The organism is Amycolatopsis eburnea, assembly GCF_003937945.1.
GTDB classification, from domain to species: Bacteria; Actinomycetota; Actinomycetes; order Mycobacteriales; family Pseudonocardiaceae; genus Amycolatopsis; species Amycolatopsis eburnea.
In genome coordinates this window covers 304,583-319,894 of the sequence record NZ_RSEC01000063.1, presented here as the reverse complement: position 1 = coordinate 319,894, position 15,312 = coordinate 304,583, and the positions used below count along the sequence as shown (strand labels likewise).

The following is a 15,312-nucleotide window of genomic DNA, read 5'->3' as shown; positions in this document are numbered from 1 at the left end:
GCGGCCAGGATGGCCCGCATGGCCGGGATCAGCTACCTCGACGACCACCGCACCTGGGTGCTCACCGGCGCAGCCACCACGTACGCGCTGCGGCTCGACGAGGACGACGTCCCCACCCACGTCTACTGGGGTCCCCGGCTCTCCCCGCCCGAGGTCGTCGAACTCACCGGGAAAACGCTTCCCCGCTGGGACGGCTTCAACGACCCCAACGAAGGCCTCGACGAACTCGCGGCGGACGGCGGCACCCGCTACTGGACCCCGGCGCTGCAACTCCGCTTCGCCGACGGCACCCGGGGCCTCGAATGGCGGTACGAAACCCACGCGAGCACCGGCGGCCACCTCGCGATCTCCTTCACCGACCGCCACTACCCCGTGCGGCTCACGCTCCACTACCGCTTCCGGGGCGACGTCCTCGAGCGCTGGACCGAGCTGTCCGCCGACACCGACGTCGAGGTCGCCCGCGCCGACTCCGCCACCTGGGTACTGCCCGTCCTCGAGGACTACCGGCTCAGCCACGCGACCGGCCGCTGGGCCGCGGAGACCCAGCTGCGGCGGGAAGCCGTCCCGCACGGGGAAACCGTCTTCGGCAGCCGGCGCGGGATCACCAGCCACCACGCCAACCCGTGGGTCATGGTCGACGACGGCACGGCCACCGAACGCCACGGCGAGGTCTACGGCGTCGCGCTCGCGTGGAGCGGGTCGTGGCGCCTCACCACCACGCGGGCCTCGACCGGGCGCCTCACGATCAGCGGCGGTTTCGGCCAAGACGGCGTCGTCCACCTGGTCGGGCCGGGAAAGCCGCTGACCACGCCGGTCGCGGCCGGGCTCTGCACCGACGGCGGGTTCGGTGCCGCGAGCCGCGCGTGGCACGCCTACGTCCGCGAACACGTCCTGCCCCACCCCGGGGAACTGCGCCCGGTGCTCTACAACTCCTGGGAGGCCACGGGTTTCGAGGTCTCCGAAGCCGGGCAACGCGCGCTCGCCGAGCGGGCCGCGGCGCTCGGCGTCGAGCTGTTCGTGCTGGACGACGGGTGGTTCGGCGCCCGCACGGGCGACCACGCCGGGCTCGGCGACTGGCACGTCAACCGCGAGCGCTTCCCCGATGGCCTCCAGCCGCTGGTGGACGCGGTGCACGCGCTGGGCATGAAGTTCGGCCTGTGGGTCGAGCCCGAGATGGTCAACCCCGACAGCGACCTGTACCGCGCCCACCCGGACTGGGTGCTGCACCACGCGCACCGGCGGCGCTCGGAACTGCGCAACCAGCTCGTCCTCGACTTCGCGCGGCCGGAAGTCGCCGCGTGGGCGCACGGCTGGCTCGACCGGCTCGTCGGCGACCACGGCGTCGACTTCCTCAAGTGGGACATGAACCGCCCGTTCAGCGAAGCGGGCCGACCGGGCGAAGCGGACCAGGACCGGGTATGGGTCGAGCACACCCGGGCCGTGTACGCGATCCTCGACCGGCTCCGAGCCGATCACCCCGGTCTGCGCGTCGAGGCGTGCAGCGGTGGCGGCGGCCGGCTCGACCTCGGCGTGCTCGCCCGGACCGACCAGGTCTGGCCGTCCGACAACACCGACGCCCTCGACCGGTTGCGCATCCAGCACGGCTACAGCCAGCTCTACCCGGCCCGCGCGATGTCGGCGTGGGTCACCGACAACCCGAACTTCGTCACCGGCCGCTCGGTGCCACGGCGCTTCCGGTTCCACGTCGCCATGGCCGGCGTGCTCGGGCTCGGCGGCGACATCGCGCGCTGGCCCGAAGCCGACCTCGCGTTCGCCCGGGAGATGATCGCGCTGTACCGGGACATCCGGCCCGTGGTGCAGCACGGCGCGCTGCACCGGCTCCGGCCGCCGGACGGCGACGGGCTCGTGGCGCTCCAGTACGTCCTCGGCGACCGGTCGGTCGTCCTCGCCTACCGGCAGGCCGCGCACTTCGCCGAGCCGGACCGGCTGCTGCGGCTCGACGGGCTCGATCCCGCTGACCGGTACCTGAATCCGGATTCCGGCGCGACGCACAGCGGGGCCGTGCTGCTCGCCCACGGACTGCGCCTCGGCCTCCCGACCGGCGACTTCGCAAGCACGGTGATCCGGCTGGAGCGAATTCCGCGCTAGAGATCCGATCTATCGGCCGTCCTTCGAGGGATTCACTGCCGCTTGCTGCTTGACAGCCCCTCAGACGTCAGATCAAATGCGTCATACATCACATCTGGAGGGCTCGATGAGACGGACATTGGCGCTCGGCGCGGCGGCGCTGCTGGCGGTGAGCGCGTGCTCGGTCGGCTCGAACACCGGCGGTGGCACCGAGATCACCTTCCTGACCTTCGAAACCCCGAACCTCACCCCGGCCTACTGGGACGCCGCCATCAAGCGCGTCACCGACAAGAACCCGGGCATGAAGGTGAAGAAGCTCGTCGCGCCGACCGCCGACGGCCGGACGTCGTACGCCAAGCAGCTCCTGCAGTCCGGCCAGTTCCCGGACGTGCTGATCGCCGTCGACTCGGCGGGCTTCGCCGAAGCCGGGAACCTCTACGCCTGGACGCCCGAAGAGCTCAAGGACTTCCAGTTCCCCGACGCCAATCCGGTCAACGGGAAGCACTACCAGCTGCCGGCGAACACCCAGACCATCCCGCCGGTCTACTACAACAAGAAGATGTTCGCCGCTGCCGGCATCGCCGCGCCGCCGAAGACGTGGGACGAGCTCGTCGCCGACGCGGGAAAGCTGAAGGACAAGGGGTTCGCGCCGTTCACCATCGGCGGCGGCAAGGACGGCTTCCCGTCGTCGATGATCCTCTCCGGCCTGGTCTCCACCGAGGTCTACAACACGGTGCCGGACTGGCTGACCCAGCGCCGCCAGGACAAGGTCAAGTTCACCGATCCCGCCTTCCAACACGCCTTCGCGAAGCTTGCCGACCTGGCCGCGCAGGGGTACGTGGACAAGACCAGCGTGTCCCGCGACTACGCGGCGACCGAGCAGGCCTTCCTCGACGGCAAGAGCGCGATGTACCCGATGGGCAACTGGTTCGCCGCGAACGCCGACTCGAAGAAGCACGACTTCGAGGTGGGCGTCTTCGACTTCCCCACCGAGGACGGCAAGCTCGTCGTCCCGGCCTACACCGGCGGCGGCATGATCGTGAACGCGAAGGCCGCGAACCTCGACGCCGCCAAGAAGTTCGCCCTCGGCTTCCAGCTCGACAAGGACCAGCTCGACGCCTCGGTCAAGGCCGACGGCCTGTTCCCGGCCATCAAGGGCTATACCCCGCCGGCCGACGTCGGCCCGACCTTCAAGGCCGGCTACGAGCTGTACACGCGGGCCGTCCAGCAGAACGCCGTGGTGCACGCGTTCCGCTGGGAGACGGCGGACGACGGGCTGCTGCCCGGCATGAAGGACAAGGTCGACCAGGCCGCCCAGGACGTCATCACCGGCCGCAAGTCCGTGGCCGACGCGTGCGCGTTCCTGGACACCGAGTGGGCGAAGGCGGGCTGACTTGGCCACCCGCAAGCCGGTTCTGCCGCGGGTCGGGCACTTCGCGTCGTTCGGCGCTCCGGGCGTGCTCGTCTACCTGTGTTTCGTGCTGGCCCCGATCCTGATCAGCTTCGGGTACAGCCTGACGAACTACAACCCGTTCAACCCGCCGGTGAAGTTCACCGGGCTCGACAACTACCGGCTGCTGTTTTCCGACGAGCAGTTCCTCACCGCGCTGAAGGTGACCACGATCCTGACGCTGATCGTGGTCGCCGTGCCCAACGTCCTCGGCCTCGGCGTCGCGCTGCTGCTGGACCGGAAGGGGTGGCTGTACAACGCTTTGCGGAGCGTGTTCTTCACGCCGGTGATCCTCAGCTCGGTCGTCGTCTCGATCGTCTGGTCCCGGCTGCTCGACGACGCGGGACCGCTCAACAGCCTCTTGCGGGCGCTGGGCGTCGAGCACCCACCGGGCTGGCTGTCGGATCCCGATCTGGCGCTCTACTCGGTCGCCTCGATCGTGTGCTGGCAGATGCTCGGGTTCTGCGTCGTCGTCTACCTGGCCGGGCTGCAAGGCGTGCCGGCGGAGCTGCTCGAAGCCGCGGAGATCGACGGCGCCGGGCCGCTGCGCCGGTTCCGCGCGGTCACCTGGCCGCTGCTAGCACCGTCGCTGACGATCAACACGGTGGTGCTGCTCATTTCGGCGTTCAAGACCTACGACTACGTCAAGGTGATCACCAACGGCGGCCCGGGATCCGGTGCCACCGCGACGATCGCGTTCGACGTGCTGCAGACCGGCTTCGACGCCAACCACGTCGGCTACGCGTCCGCGATGGCCGTGCTGATGCTGGTGATCGTCGCGGTCGTGACGAGCGTCGTGCTGAACTTCCTCCGCCGCCGGGAGGTGGACCTGTGACCCGCCCCGCGGTCGCCGTCGCCGTCAGCGCGGTGTTCTTCGTGCCGCTGTACCTGGTGCTGGCCAACGTCTTCAAGCGCGGCGACCTGATCGCCGGGGATCCGGCGTCGCTCCCACTGCCGCCGACGCTGGCGAACATCCACGCGGTGCTGACCCGCCCGGACGGGCTGTTCTGGGTCAGCCTGACCAACAGCGTCGTGGTCACCCTGTCGTCGATCCTGGTCCTGACGGTGCTTTCGGCGATGCTCGGCCACTACCTGGCGCGCTCGGGCAAGCGCTGGACGAAGGTGCTGACGCTGGTGCTGCTGGCCGGGCTGATGATCCCGCCGCAGGTCATCCTGATCCCGATCACCGACGTCCTGCGCGTCACGCACCTGATGGCGACGCTGCCGGGGCTGATCCTGTTCAACGTCGGCTACTACGTGCCGTTCGGGGTGTTCGTGTTCTCGGGTTTCATCCGCGGTGTCCCGGTGGAACTGGAGGAAGCGGCGCTGCTCGACGGCGCGAGCCGGCTGCAGGTGTTCTGGCGCGTGGTGTTCCCGCTGCTGCGCCCGGCGACGGCGTCGGTGCTGATCTTCCTCGGCGTGTGGATCTGGAACGACTTCATCGACCCGCTGATCATCCTCGGCCCCAGCCAGGGCACGACGATCACCACCGGCATCTACCGCTCGATCGGCCAGTACCAGGCGGACCTGGGCAGCGTGTTCGCCCTGATGTTCCTGGCCACCCTGCCGGTGCTGATCTTCTACCTGGCCCTGCAAAAACAGTTCGTGAAGGGCCTCACCGGCGGCGCGACCAAGGGCTGAGAAGCCCGCACTTTCACGTGAAAGTGCGGCTTCTTCACAGGAACTTCACCATCGTGTCGGACTGGGCGGTACCCGCGCCGGTGACTTCGTAGCCGGCCGCGAGGTAAAGCTTCTGCGCGAAGTTCTTCCGTTCGACGCTGAGGCTGATCCGCGCGATACCCGCCTCCTTCGCCCGGGCCTCGACCGCGTCCAGCAACGCGCGTCCGACACCCCGTCCGCGCCAGGCCGCCGCCACGCCGATGGTGAGCTCCGGGACGTCGGCCGCCACGAAGCCGTACCCGGGATCGTCCGGCGGGAAGAAGCGGAGCCAGGCCGCGCCCGCCCGCTCGCCGTCCACTTCGGCGACCACGCCCAGGTCGGTCTCCCGCGGCCAGCCGGCGATGTAGTGCGCGGTGTCCGGCGCCGCGAGCACGTGACGGCGGCTCTTCGGCCGCCACTCCGGCGACCAGTTGACCGCCGCCACCAGCATGTCGGCCAGGAAGCCGCCGTCGTCGGCGGTGGCGGGGCGGAGCTTCACCGCTCGCGGACCTGCCCGCCGTCGACCTCCAGGCGCCGCGTGACGTGCACCGCGTCCAGCATCCGGCGGTCGTGCGTCACCAGCAGCAGCGTCCCCGGGTAGTTGTCGAGCGCCGACTCCAGCTGCTCGATCGCGGGCAGGTCGAGGTGGTTCGTCGGCTCGTCGAGCACCAGCAGGTTGACGCCGCGGGCCTGCAGCAGCGCCAGCGCCGCCCGCGTCCGCTCCCCCGGCGACAGCGTCGCCGCCGACCGCAGCACGTGCGCGGCCTTGAGCCCGAACTTCGCCAGCAGCGTCCGGACGTCGGCGTCGGCGAATTCCGGGACCTCGCGGGCGAAGGCCTCGGCGAGCGGGACGTCGCCGAGGAACAGCCGCCGGGCCTGGTCGACTTCGCCGACCACGACGCCCGGGCCGAGCGCCGCGTTCCCCTCGTCGAGCGGGACCCGGCCGAGCAGCGCGGCCAGCAGCGTCGACTTGCCCGCGCCGTTCGCGCCGGTGATGGCGACTTTGTCCGCCCAGTCGATCTGCAGGTCGACCGGCCCGAGGGTGAAGCCGCCGCGGCGGACGACCGCACCGCGCAGGGTCGCGACCACCGCGCCCGCGCGTGGCGCCGCGGCGATCTCCATCCGCAGTTCCCACTCCTTGCGGGGCTCCTCGACGACGGCGAGCCGCTCGATCATCCGGTCGGTCTGCCGCGCCTTCGACGCCTGCTTCTCCGTCGCCTCGGTGCGGAACTTGCGGGCGGCCTTGTCGTTGTCGGGCTGCTTCCGGCGCGCGTTCTTGACGCCCTTCTCCATCCACGCCCGCTGCATCCGCCCGCGCGCCTCGAGCGCCGCCTTCGTGTCGGCGTACTCCTCGTAATCCTCGCGCGCGTGCCGCCGCGCGACCGCGCGCTCCTCGAGGTAGGCCTCGTAGCCACCGCCGTAGCTGTTGACCTGCTGCTGCGCCAGGTCCAGCTCGACGACGCGGTCGACGGTCCTGGCGAGGAACTCCCGGTCGTGGCTGACCAGGACCGTCGGCGCGCGCAGGCCCGTGACGAACCGTTCGAGCCGGGCCAGGCCGTCCAGGTCGAGGTCGTTGGTGGGCTCGTCGAGCAGGAAGACGTCGTAGCGGCTCAGCAGCAGCGACGCCAGGCCGGCCCGCGCCGCCTGGCCGCCCGACAGCGACGTCATCGGCTGGTCGAGGTCGACGGCGAGGCCGAGGTCGGCCGCCACTTCGGCGGCGCGCTCGTCGAGGTCGGCGCCGCCGAGGCCGAGCCAGCGGTCGAGCGCGGCCGCGTACCGGTCGTCCGCGCCCGCTTCGCCCGCGGTGAGGGCGTCGGTCGCCGCGTCGAGGTCGGCCTGCGCGGCCGAAACGCCGGTGCGACGCGCGAGGAACGCCCGGACCGACTCGCCCTCCCGCCGTTCGGGCTCCTGGGGCAGGTGCCCGACGGTCGCGGTCGGCGGGTTCAGCCGGATCTCGCCGCCGCCCGGTTTCGCGAGCCCGGCGAGGGTGCGCAGCAGCGTCGACTTGCCGGCCCCGTTGACGCCGACCAGGCCGACGACGTCGCCCGGGGCGACGACGAGATCGAGTCCGGAGAAGAGGGTGCGGTCACCGTGGCCCGCGGCCAGGTCTTTCGCGACGAGTGTTGCGGTCATGAGGTGGCCGAGTCTACGGGTCCGTGGTGAACTGTCAGATCATGGTCAAAGCCACCGGCTGTGTGTGTCGGGTGGCGCTTTGATCACTCAGTGTGGGTAACCTGTTCGGTTGTCAGTCCCGCAGCGCAGTGAGGTCGGTGAAACACAATGGGCGAACCCGCTCCCCCGGTCACCCTCGGCCGCAGGCCGAAACCGAGGGAAGGCCGCCCGTCCGCGCCCCGGCCCACGGTGAGCCGGCGCCGCGAGGTGAGCCACGCCAGCGCCAGGTCGCTGCTGATGACGGTGCTCGGCGAGTACGCGCTCCCCCGCGACAAGCCGGTGTGGACGTCGATGCTCGTCGAGGTGCTCGGCATCCTCGACATCGAGGAGAAGTCGGCCCGGCAGGCGCTGGCCCGCTCGGCCGCCGAGGGCTGGGTCGTCTCCGAACGCGTCGGGCGCCGGGTGCGCTGGTCGCTCACCCCGCCCGGGCGCCGCCTGCTGACCGAAGGCGCCGAGCGGATCTACGCGTTCGGCCGCGAGCGGCCGCCGTGGAACGGGCAGTGGCTGATGCTGATCGTGTCGGTCCCGGAGGCCAAGCGCGACCTGCGGCACCGGCTGCGCACCCGGCTGACCTGGGCGGGCTTCGGTTCGCCGGTGGCCGGCGTGTGGGTCAGCCCGGACCTGTCCCGCCAGCGTGAGGCCCAGCAGATCGTCAGCGAGCTGGGTCTCGACGCGCAGGCGATGTCGTTCACCGCCGCGTACGGCGAGGTCGGCGAGCAGGAGTCCATGGTCGCCCGGTCCTGGGACCTGAGCGAGCTCAAGGACCGCTACGAGGACTTCATCGACCGGTTCACCGGCCTGCACCCCACCGGCGGCCGGGCGGTGCTGCGCGCGCAGACCGAGCTGGTCCACGAGTGGCGGCGGTTCCCGTTCCTCGACCCGCAGCTGCCCGCCGAGCTCCTCCCGGCGAAGTGGAGCGGGACGAAAGCCGCGGAACTGTTCCATCACAAACACGTCGACTGGCGTCCCGAGGCCCAGCAGTATTGGGACGACATCGTCGAAGCCGAAGAAGCAGGGTGAACATGACTCAGCAGGTCCGCCTCGATCGTGACGGCGGGCTCGCCGTCCTGACCGTCGACGCTCCGCCGTTGAACCTCTACACGGCATCGCTGCAGTCTTCGCTGGCGTCGGCGCTGGACTCGCTGGAGGAGGAACCGGCCCGCGCCCTGCTGATCCGGGCCGAGGGCAAGATCGTCAGCGGTGGCGTCGACGTCTCGCTGTTCGACGCACAGGGCTCGCCCGCCGAGGCGAAGGTGCTGTTCGACGAGATGCTCGCGGTGCCGGACCGGATCGCGGCCCTGCCGTTCCCGACCGTGTTCGCCGCCCACGGCCTCTGCCTGACCTGGGCGTTCGAGGTCGCGGTGGCCTGCGACGTCATCCTGGCCGCGGCGCGGGCCAAGTTCGGGCTGGTCGAGAAGGTCGTCGGGCTGACCCCGACCATGGGCGGCACCCAGCGGCTCGCCGCCCGCGCCGGTGTCGGCCGCGCCAAGGAGTTCGTGATGACCGGCGACACCTACGACGCGGCCACGCTGGAGCGCTGGAACGTCGTCAACCGCGTCCTGCCGGACGAGGGCTTCGACGAGGCGGCGCGGGAGTTCGCGCGTCAGCTGGCGTCGGGGCCGACCCGGGCGCACGCGGCGACCAAGCGCGTCCTCGACCACTTCTCCGCCGGCGGCGTCCCCGAGGCGAACGCGCACATCACGGCGATCGCGGCCGAGCTCTTCGAAACCGAAGACCTCCGCGGCGCGGTCAAGTCGTTCCTGGCCGACGGGCCGGGCAAGGCGACGTTCTCGGGCCGTTAACCGTCCGTTCGGACGGCGGTTGCGGCCGTTCGGGCCTGCGCGGTTCCCCTCGCACCGGGTTACATTCGACGTGGTCTAGACCACATCGTCCCCGCCCCTTGTGCCGTCTGGAGAACCGCCATGAGACGCACCCCCACCCGACTACGCTCCGCACTTGCTGCCTTGCTGATAGCGCTCGGTGGCACCGCGGCCCTCGCGCCACCCGCCGCCGCGGCCGGTTCGCTGACCGCCACCCTGGCGATGAGCGGCACGACCGGCACCTACACCGTCGCGAACACCGGGACCGCCTCGGTGAGCAACTGGGCGATCACCTTCACGCTGCCCGCCGGCGTCACCGCTTCGACCGGCGAAAACGGTACGGTCACCCAGAACGGCACGCAGGTCACGCTGACGCCCGCGTACTACATCGCGACACTGGCGCCGGGCCGGAACACCTACCCGTACAGCCCGACGTTCCGGCTCAGCGCGGCCGCGACACCCGCGCAGTGCCGCGTGGACAACGCCAACTGCGACGGTTCACCGGACACTCCCCCGGGCGCGCCCGGCGGGCTCCGGCTGGTCACGAAGACGACCAAGACCGTGGCGCTGGCGTGGAACGCGTCGGCCGCCGGATCGTTGCCGGTGACCGGGTACGACGTCTACCAGGGCACCTCCCTGGCCGCGTCGGTGACCGGGACGAGCGCGACGATCTCCGGGCTGACGCCGGGAACGGCGTACTCGTTCACGGTGAAGGCCAAGGACGCCAAGGGGAACACGTCGCCGGCGAGCAGTGCGTTGTCCGTGACGACGAACAGCCCCTCCGACGACACGCAGCCACCGTCCGCCCCGACCGGGCTGCGCTCGACCGCCGCCGACTCCGGCAGCGTCTCCCTGGCCTGGACGGCGTCGACCGACAACACCGGCGTGATCGGCTACGACGTGTACCGCGGCTCGGTGCTGGCCACGACGGTGACCACGACGTCCGCGGTCGTGACCGGGCTGGCACCGTCCACTTCGTACACGTTCACGGTGCGGGCGCGCGACGGCTACGACAACGTGTCCGCGCCGAGCGCCGCGGTGACCGCGAAGACCGGCGACATCGTCTCGGGCTACGCGAAGGTCGGTTACTTCGTGCAGTGGGGCATCTACGGGCGCCAGTACTTCGTGAAGAACCTCGAGACCTCGGGCGCGGCGGCGAAACTGACGCACCTGCTGTACGCGTTCGAGAATATCGACCCGGTGAACCTGACGTGCCTGTCCGGCGTCACGAAGGGCACCACGGCGAACCCGCAGGACCCGAACCAGGGTGACGGCGCGGGCGATGCCGAGGCCGACTACTCGCGGCCGTTCTCCGCGGCGCAGTCGGTGGACGGCGTGGCCGACACGGGCTGGGAGTCGCTGCGCGGCAACTTCAACCAGCTCAAGAAGCTCAAGGCGAAGCACCCGAACCTGAAGGTGCTGGTGTCGCTGGGCGGCTGGACGTACTCGAAGTACTTCTCCGACGTCGCGGCCACGGACGCGTCGCGCAAGAAGTTCGTCTCGTCGTGCGTCGACACGTGGCTGAAGGGCAACATCGCGCCCTACGGCGGCGCGGGCGGCCCGGGCACCGCGGCCGGCATCTTCGACGGCATCGACCTCGACTGGGAGTGGCCGGCGAGCGGCGACGGCCACCCCGGCAACCACTGGAGCCCCAACGACAAGGACAACCTGACCGCGCTGATGGCCGAGTTCCGCGCGCAGCTGGACGCGTACGGCGCGACGACCGGCAAGCGCTACCAGCTGCACGCGTTCACCCCGGCCGACCCCGCCAAGGTCGCCGCGGGGTGGGACCTGTCCCGCGTGTTCAACTACCTGGACGTGGCGAACGTGCAGGGTTACGACTTCCACGGTTCGGGCAGCGACAACTCGTGGGAGCCGAACCGCACCGGCCACCAGGGCAACCTGTACGCCGACGCGGACGACCCGTACAACTTCCACTTCAGCGCGGAAGCGGCGATCAACGCGTACACGAACGCCGGCGTCGATCCCCGTCGGCTGACGTTGGGCCTGGCGTTCTACGGCCGCGGCTGGCAGGGCGTCGCGGCGGGCGGCAAGAACGGCGAATGGCAGTCCGCGACTGGCGCCGCACCAGGCCAGTTCGCGGAGGAAGCGGGGACGCGCGGCTACGCGAACCTGGTGGCGAGCGTCCCGGGCTGCACGGTCTACCACGACACGGCCGCGGTGGCGACGTCCTGCTACACCGGCAACGGCGGCCAATGGTGGACGTTCGACGACGCGTGGTCGATCGGGCTGAAGACGACGTGGCTGAAGCAGCGCGGTCTCCTCGGCGTGATGGCGTGGGAGATGTCGGGTGACACCGGCGTTCTGATGAACGCCGTCAGCGCCGGGCTCGGTTGATTTTTGTTCAGCCCGCTGAACGGGAGAACCCTTTCCGTTCAGCGGGCTGAACCTTTTCTCCGGCTCCTTGACTCGTGATGGTCTGGACCATAAAACTGGGCGCAGCGCGCAGGGGATCCAAGACACCGTCGTCTCGAGGAGAGCCATGTCCCGCTTCCGCAGAGTGTTCGCTTTGGGCGCACTGGTCCCGCTCGCGCTGGGCCTGATCGCCACGCCGGCCCCCGCGGCCCCGGCGACGTTCACGCACCCGGGCGTTCTCGTCAGCCGTCCGCAACTGGACTTCGTGAAAACCCAGGTGAAGGCCGGCGCCCAACCCTGGAAAGCGGCGTACGACCAAGCGCTGGCGAGTTCGTACGCCTCCTTGTCCCGCACTCCGAAACCGCGCGCGGTCGTGGAATGCGGCTCCTATTCGAACCCGAACTACGGCTGCACGGACGAGCGCGAAGACGCGATCGCGGCGTACACGGACGCCCTGATCTGGTACATCTCCGGCGACGCCCGCTACGCCCAGAAGGCGATAGCGCTGATGGACGCGTGGTCGGCGACGATCACCAGCCACACCAACAGCAACGCCCCGCTGCAAACGGGCTGGGCGGGTTCGTCGTGGCCCCGCGCGGCGGAGATCATCAAGTACACGTACACCAGCTGGCCCAATTCCGGCCGCTTCGGCACGATGCTGCGCAATGTGTACCTGAACAAGGTCATCAACGGCAGCAACAGCAACGGCAACTGGGAACTGTCCATGATGGAGGCCGCGGTCGGCATCTCGGTGTTCCTGGAGGACAAGACGAACTTCGACAAGGCGGTGACGCGCTACCGAAACCGCGTGGCAGCGTACGTGTACCTGACTTCGGACGGCTCCTTGCCCAAAACGGTCCCCGGCAGCGGCCTCGACACGCGCTCGGAGATCGTGAGCTACTGGCAGGGCCAGTCGACGTTCGTGGACGGCCTCACCCAGGAAACCTGCCGCGACTTCACCCACACGGGCTACGGCATCGCGGCGATCGCGGACGTGGCGGAGACCCTGCGCATCCAGGGCCAGGACGTGTACGGAACGGACGTGGGCGAGCGCCTGCGCCAGGCCCTGGGCTTCCAGTCGAAGTACCAGCTGGGCACGGCGGTCCCGTCCTGGCTGTGCTCCGGCTCGCTGAAACTCGGCCTCGGCCCGGTGACGGAGGTCGGCTTCAACGCCCTCCACACGCGGCTGGGCATCGCGATGACGAACACGCAGACGTTGACCGAACGCCAGCGCCCGGCGGGCTCGAACAACCTCTTCGTGGCGTGGCAGACCCTGACGCACGCCGGCAACGCGGCTTGATCTTGGGGTTCGGTCCGCCTGACCTGTTTCCGCAGGTCAGGCGGACTGGGGACCCTGCGTGCAGGGGGGTTCGAGGGGCACGCTAGAGTACTTCTCACGCACTCAGCGAGTGCGGGTCCGGGCTGTGGCGCAGTTTGGTAGCGCACTTGACTGGGGGTCAAGGGGTCGCAGGTTCAAATCCTGTCAGCCCGACCGGATCGGCCACGTTCACGCAGGTGGACGTGGCTTTTTTCATTCCCGGGGTAGCTCTGGACGCGACTCAGCCCCGGGGGCGGCCCACATGCGCCTGGGCTGATCATCACGCCGCCATGCTCGCCAGTGCCTGAGTGCGCCGGGCGTCGAGCACGTCCGCGACCTCATCGAGGCGGTCCGGGAACAGGTGCCCGTAGACATTGAGGGGCATGGCCGCGTCGGCGTGCCCGAGCATCTGCTGGATGACCTTCACGTCCGCGCCGGCCGCGATGGCGAGCGAGGCCGCCGTGTGTCGCAGCTTGTGCGGGGTGAGCCCCGCGACCCCGAGGTCAGCGGCCTTGAGCGCCGCGTTGAACTCCCGGACGCGCCAGTTGTTCGCCCCTCAGCGACTGGTCCCGTCCCGTGGTGAACATCAGCTTGTCGACCTGCCGGCCGGTTACCAGCGGGCGCACCACCGGCACGAGCGACGCCAGAACCGAGACCGTCCTCTTCTTGCCCGCGCCCAGCTTGCCGCCATCCTGGAGCAGGGCCAGTCCCGGGAGGACGAAGCCGACGCACACGCCGTCGCACTCCCCCGGGCCAAGCAGCACGACGACAAGGCCATCGCAGCGGTCGACCTTCGCGCGTAGTCGCGACGGACGTTGTGTTCAGAGTTTCTTTTCTTGTTCAAGGCGGCCCCTCCGGGGCCGCGCCGCTATCGGCCGGTACTCGCGGGGCCCGCCTCCGGCACCCACGCGACCGGCCGGCGGCTGCACCGGGGACCGCAGCTCAAGAAGAAGAGAATGTCCTCGCCGGACGGGCAGATCATCGAGATGGCCGGGACGTGCGCGGCGGTTGCGTCCGTGTGCGGCCAAATGGCATCTCGACGACCTCCAGAGGGCTATCACGCCACGTCAAGGGGGCGGCCGAGCAGGTCAGCGGCGGTCGGGCGGAGAGTCCCCCTTGACACAGCGTGATCGGGCTGCGCCAGGTCGTCGAGATGCCGAAAGGCCACCCACTAGAAGTTGGGTAGATCACTGTCAGGCTTGAACCAGATGTGATCGCATCACGATATTTCAGGACCCGGCCCCGTCGGACGCTTTCTTTGCCAGGCGAGCAAGCTTCCGCTTTTCAATCCGAGCCGGGGCCTCAAACACCTCCGTCAGTAGTTCATCCATCAAACCGACGGCTTCGACCGCCTCTTCTTTCATGACAGGCTGAATAAAGTCGCCGTGCGCCATTTCGTTTCCAAGGTGCCGAATTTCGTGCGCAGCCTCCTGAATGACAGGACGGATTATTCCCATTTCGTGCAACTTGTCGATCTTCGCGAGAAGATTGCCGCTACTAGCCCCTTTTTCTTTTGCTGTTGCTTCGACGACCGATCGAGCAAGCTGGACTGCAGCACGAAGTGCACCCATGGCGATACATCGATGAGCCTCGGAAGCCGCCTCACCGATATGCTGAGGAACGTCAGGGAAGTCCTTCCTGAACCCAGGAGAAGGAAGCCATGTCCCTTCTTCGTCAACATAGTTGTCAAACATGTCGGGATTGGAATCCCACGGATGAGTGGTAGGAGAACCGACAGATGCCACACTAATTGCACTGCAATTGTGACATTTATACGCTCGCGTCACAAGAAACTCTTGCTCTTCTTCATTAGGACTGAAAGTGACCCGACTAAAAGATTCCATGTGCGCACGAACGCCACACCAACCACACTGCGTACTCGCCATGCACATATCGTAATCGAACCTGGCGGGCTCCGGTCTAACGACACGGACCCCAGCCTGTCACTTCAAAGAGTCACTGCATATATACAGCTTGTATCCGATCGGCGCGTCATCCCGCACAAGATCGATGGCCAGCCCCGACAGGTCAGCTGCCCACATTCTGCCCACACCGCACCAGCGAACGACGACCGACGATGATCAACAATGTCGCCGATCCGTCCAGCTCAGCGGCACGATCGAGACGGAAGCGCACGTCTTTGACTCGACGAGTAAATGCAAGGGGTCGCAGGTTCAAATCCTGTCAGCCCGACGGACACACTTGCAGGGCCCGTGAGCAGCAGCATAACCGCAGCTCACGGGCCCTTTGCGTTGATTGCCTTCGCTCTGGCCAAGTTGATCGCCGTCGCGGGTCGCTGGGGACACCGCGAGGACATTCCACTCCCTGACCCTCTGTCTCGCGGCCGCGCTGACACCAGTTCCACCACGTTCGCCGACTCGGCCTGTTCACCCGCCGTCGACAAACGAGCCGTGGCCGGCGATCGTCCG

At 69.0% G+C, this 15,312-nt stretch carries 13 protein-coding genes and 1 tRNA gene; 9 read left to right on the top strand and 5 right to left on the bottom strand.

Annotated elements, in window-relative coordinates; genetic code table 11:
• Positions 1 to 18: 18 nt before the first annotated feature.
• From EIY87_RS45210 to EIY87_RS45195, 4 genes are all read left to right on the top strand, one after another.
• The gene (locus tag EIY87_RS45210; protein ID WP_125316245.1) at positions 19 to 2,109 is read left to right on the top strand and encodes an alpha-galactosidase; all 2,091 of its coding nucleotides are present in this window, start codon (positions 19 to 21) and stop codon (positions 2,107 to 2,109) included.
• A gap of 106 nt (positions 2,110 to 2,215) precedes the next feature.
• Positions 2,216 to 3,481, top strand: a complete 1,266-nt coding sequence (locus EIY87_RS45205; protein ID WP_125316244.1) for an extracellular solute-binding protein — start codon at positions 2,216 to 2,218, stop codon at positions 3,479 to 3,481.
• A gap of 1 nt (position 3,482) precedes the next feature.
• Positions 3,483 to 4,373 carry a carbohydrate ABC transporter permease gene (locus EIY87_RS45200; protein ID WP_225440429.1) on the top strand — a complete coding sequence of 297 codons (891 nt, stop codon included), beginning with the start codon at positions 3,483 to 3,485 and terminating at the stop codon, positions 4,371 to 4,373.
• Positions 4,370 to 5,179: a carbohydrate ABC transporter permease gene (locus tag EIY87_RS45195; protein ID WP_125316243.1), complete on the top strand. Its 810-nt coding sequence runs from the start codon at positions 4,370 to 4,372 to the stop codon at positions 5,177 to 5,179. The genes EIY87_RS45200 and EIY87_RS45195 overlap by 4 nt, the downstream gene beginning before the upstream one ends.
• A gap of 34 nt (positions 5,180 to 5,213) precedes the next feature.
• Here EIY87_RS45195 and EIY87_RS45190 read toward each other — a convergent pair whose 3' ends face one another.
• Positions 5,214 to 5,696 (bottom strand): GNAT family N-acetyltransferase, encoded by a 483-nt coding sequence (locus EIY87_RS45190; RefSeq protein ID WP_225440428.1) that lies wholly within the window; start codon positions 5,694 to 5,696, stop codon positions 5,214 to 5,216.
• Entirely contained in the window at positions 5,693 to 7,330 is a 1,638-nt protein-coding gene (locus tag EIY87_RS45185) for an ABC-F family ATP-binding cassette domain-containing protein (protein ID WP_125316242.1), read from the bottom strand. Before EIY87_RS45185 ends, EIY87_RS45190 begins: the two co-directional genes overlap by 4 nt.
• Before the next feature lie 147 nt (positions 7,331 to 7,477).
• Between EIY87_RS45185 and EIY87_RS45180 the strand changes: the two genes are divergently transcribed.
• From EIY87_RS45180 to EIY87_RS45160, 5 genes are all read left to right on the top strand, one after another.
• Complete coding sequence (locus tag EIY87_RS45180) at positions 7,478 to 8,389, top strand: PaaX family transcriptional regulator (protein ID WP_125316241.1); 912 nt, start codon at positions 7,478 to 7,480, stop codon at positions 8,387 to 8,389.
• A 2-nt stretch (positions 8,390 to 8,391) separates the two neighbouring features.
• The gene (locus tag EIY87_RS45175; RefSeq protein ID WP_191984507.1) at positions 8,392 to 9,171 is read left to right on the top strand and encodes an enoyl-CoA hydratase/isomerase family protein; all 780 of its coding nucleotides are present in this window, start codon (positions 8,392 to 8,394) and stop codon (positions 9,169 to 9,171) included.
• A gap of 162 nt (positions 9,172 to 9,333) precedes the next feature.
• Positions 9,334 to 11,547, top strand: coding sequence for a glycosyl hydrolase family 18 protein (locus EIY87_RS45170; protein ID WP_125316239.1), 2,214 nt, complete (start codon positions 9,334 to 9,336; stop codon positions 11,545 to 11,547).
• Between the two features lie 145 nt (positions 11,548 to 11,692).
• Positions 11,693 to 12,865 (top strand): alginate lyase family protein, encoded by a 1,173-nt coding sequence (locus EIY87_RS45165; RefSeq protein ID WP_125316238.1) that lies wholly within the window; start codon positions 11,693 to 11,695, stop codon positions 12,863 to 12,865.
• 118 nt (positions 12,866 to 12,983) lie between these two features.
• Positions 12,984 to 13,057 (top strand) — tRNA-Pro (locus tag EIY87_RS45160).
• A gap of 106 nt (positions 13,058 to 13,163) precedes the next feature.
• On the opposite strand, the gene EIY87_RS48835 is transcribed toward EIY87_RS45160, so the two are convergent.
• From EIY87_RS48835 to EIY87_RS45145, 3 genes are all read right to left on the bottom strand, one after another.
• Entirely contained in the window at positions 13,164 to 13,355 is a 192-nt protein-coding gene (locus EIY87_RS48835) for a tyrosine-type recombinase/integrase (protein WP_225440440.1), read from the bottom strand.
• Between the two features lie 31 nt (positions 13,356 to 13,386).
• Positions 13,387 to 13,647, bottom strand: coding sequence for a hypothetical protein (locus EIY87_RS48830; RefSeq protein ID WP_125316237.1), 261 nt, complete (start codon positions 13,645 to 13,647; stop codon positions 13,387 to 13,389).
• Positions 13,648 to 14,112: 465 nt separating this feature from the next.
• The gene (locus EIY87_RS45145; protein WP_158641464.1) at positions 14,113 to 14,769 is read right to left on the bottom strand and encodes a DUF4145 domain-containing protein; all 657 of its coding nucleotides are present in this window, start codon (positions 14,767 to 14,769) and stop codon (positions 14,113 to 14,115) included.
• Positions 14,770 to 15,312: the final 543 nt, after the last annotated feature.

Bases quoted from the DNA above. Each gene is read 5' to 3' on its own strand.
- EIY87_RS45210 (WP_125316245.1), top strand. From the start codon at position 19: ATGGCCGGGATCAGCTACCTCGACGACCACCGCACCTGGGTGCTCACC.
- EIY87_RS45205 (WP_125316244.1), top strand. From the start codon at position 2,216: ATGAGACGGACATTGGCGCTCGGCGCGGCGGCGCTGCTGGCGGTGAGC.
- EIY87_RS45185 (WP_125316242.1), bottom strand. From the start codon at position 7,330: ATGACCGCAACACTCGTCGCGAAAGACCTGGCCGCGGGCCACGGTGAC.
- EIY87_RS45180 (WP_125316241.1), top strand. From the start codon at position 7,478: ATGGGCGAACCCGCTCCCCCGGTCACCCTCGGCCGCAGGCCGAAACCG.
- EIY87_RS45175 (WP_191984507.1), top strand. From the start codon at position 8,392: ATGACTCAGCAGGTCCGCCTCGATCGTGACGGCGGGCTCGCCGTCCTG.
- EIY87_RS45165 (WP_125316238.1), top strand. From the start codon at position 11,693: ATGTCCCGCTTCCGCAGAGTGTTCGCTTTGGGCGCACTGGTCCCGCTC.
- EIY87_RS45145 (WP_158641464.1), bottom strand. From the start codon at position 14,769: ATGGCGAGTACGCAGTGTGGTTGGTGTGGCGTTCGTGCGCACATGGAA.